Origin of the sequence: Achromobacter sp. Marseille-Q0513 (genome assembly GCF_018195695.1) — a bacterium.
Classification (GTDB): Bacteria; Pseudomonadota; Gammaproteobacteria; order Burkholderiales; family Burkholderiaceae_B; genus Achromobacter.
In genome coordinates, this window is record NZ_JAGTJY010000393.1 from 1 (window position 1) to 936 (window position 936).

Annotated in this window: 1 pseudogene; it reads right to left on the reverse strand. The window is 67.0% G+C overall.

Annotated elements, in window-relative coordinates:
* Positions 1-936 (reverse strand): annotated as a pseudogene (locus KDH83_RS30855) (hypothetical protein); the annotation flags it as partial.

The window sequence follows — 936 nt, forward strand, 5'->3', positions numbered from 1 at the left end:
CGCGGTAGTAGCGCTTGAGTTCGGACGACACCAGCACGGTCTGGCTGGCATAGTTCGTGTTCAGGTTGAGGATCGCCGCCGCCGAGATACTGGCATTGCCCACGGCTTCGATCGTGGCTGCGGCATTCTGCAACGACTGCGCCTGACCGATGGCGCGGCCGCTGGCATCCAGTGCGCCGCCGATGCGCAGATCCGCCGCCGAGTAAATCAACGCGTGGTCGTTATTGACCAGCGTCACCGCGCCCAGATCCAGGCTGCCCCGCGAGGCGATGACGGCCCCGCCGTTGGTCCCAGCGCCGTTGAGCAAGGCGCCAGCGCCGATGGCCACGCCATCGCCATAGATGCGGCCCAGGTTGGTCAAGCCGCCTGCCGTGATGCGCGTATTGCCACCGTCGATCAGGCCGGCGTTGGTCAGCGTGCCGACGACATTGATCGTGTTGTTGCGGCCGGCCACAAGTTCGCCCGTGGCCTGGTTGCTCAGCGTATCGGCCTGGATGTTCAGATCGCGGCCCGCGTTGATGCGCGCGGTGTTGTCCATGGCCCCGCCCACGGCCAGGCTCAGATCGCGGCCGGCGATGATATCGCCGCGCTGGTTCAACGGCCCGTCATAGGCGAAGGACAGATCGCCCTGCGACTGCAACGTGCCCAGTTCCCGCAGAGTCTTGACGATGACGACCAGGTTCTTGCCCGCCAGCAGCTTGCCCTGCGTGTTCTTGAGCGTGTCGGCCTCGATGCGCGCAACGCCTTGCGAGGTGGCTTCGCCGGCGGTGTTGTCCAGCTCGCCGGTCTTGATGCCGAGGTCCTGGCCGGCGCTGATCGCGCCGCCCTGATTGTTCACTCGTCCGGCCACCAGGGCCACCACCTTGCCCAGCACGCCCTTGGCGGGCGCGCCGCTCGGGGTCAGCGTGTTGCTGTTGTCCAGGCTGGCCGCCGTCA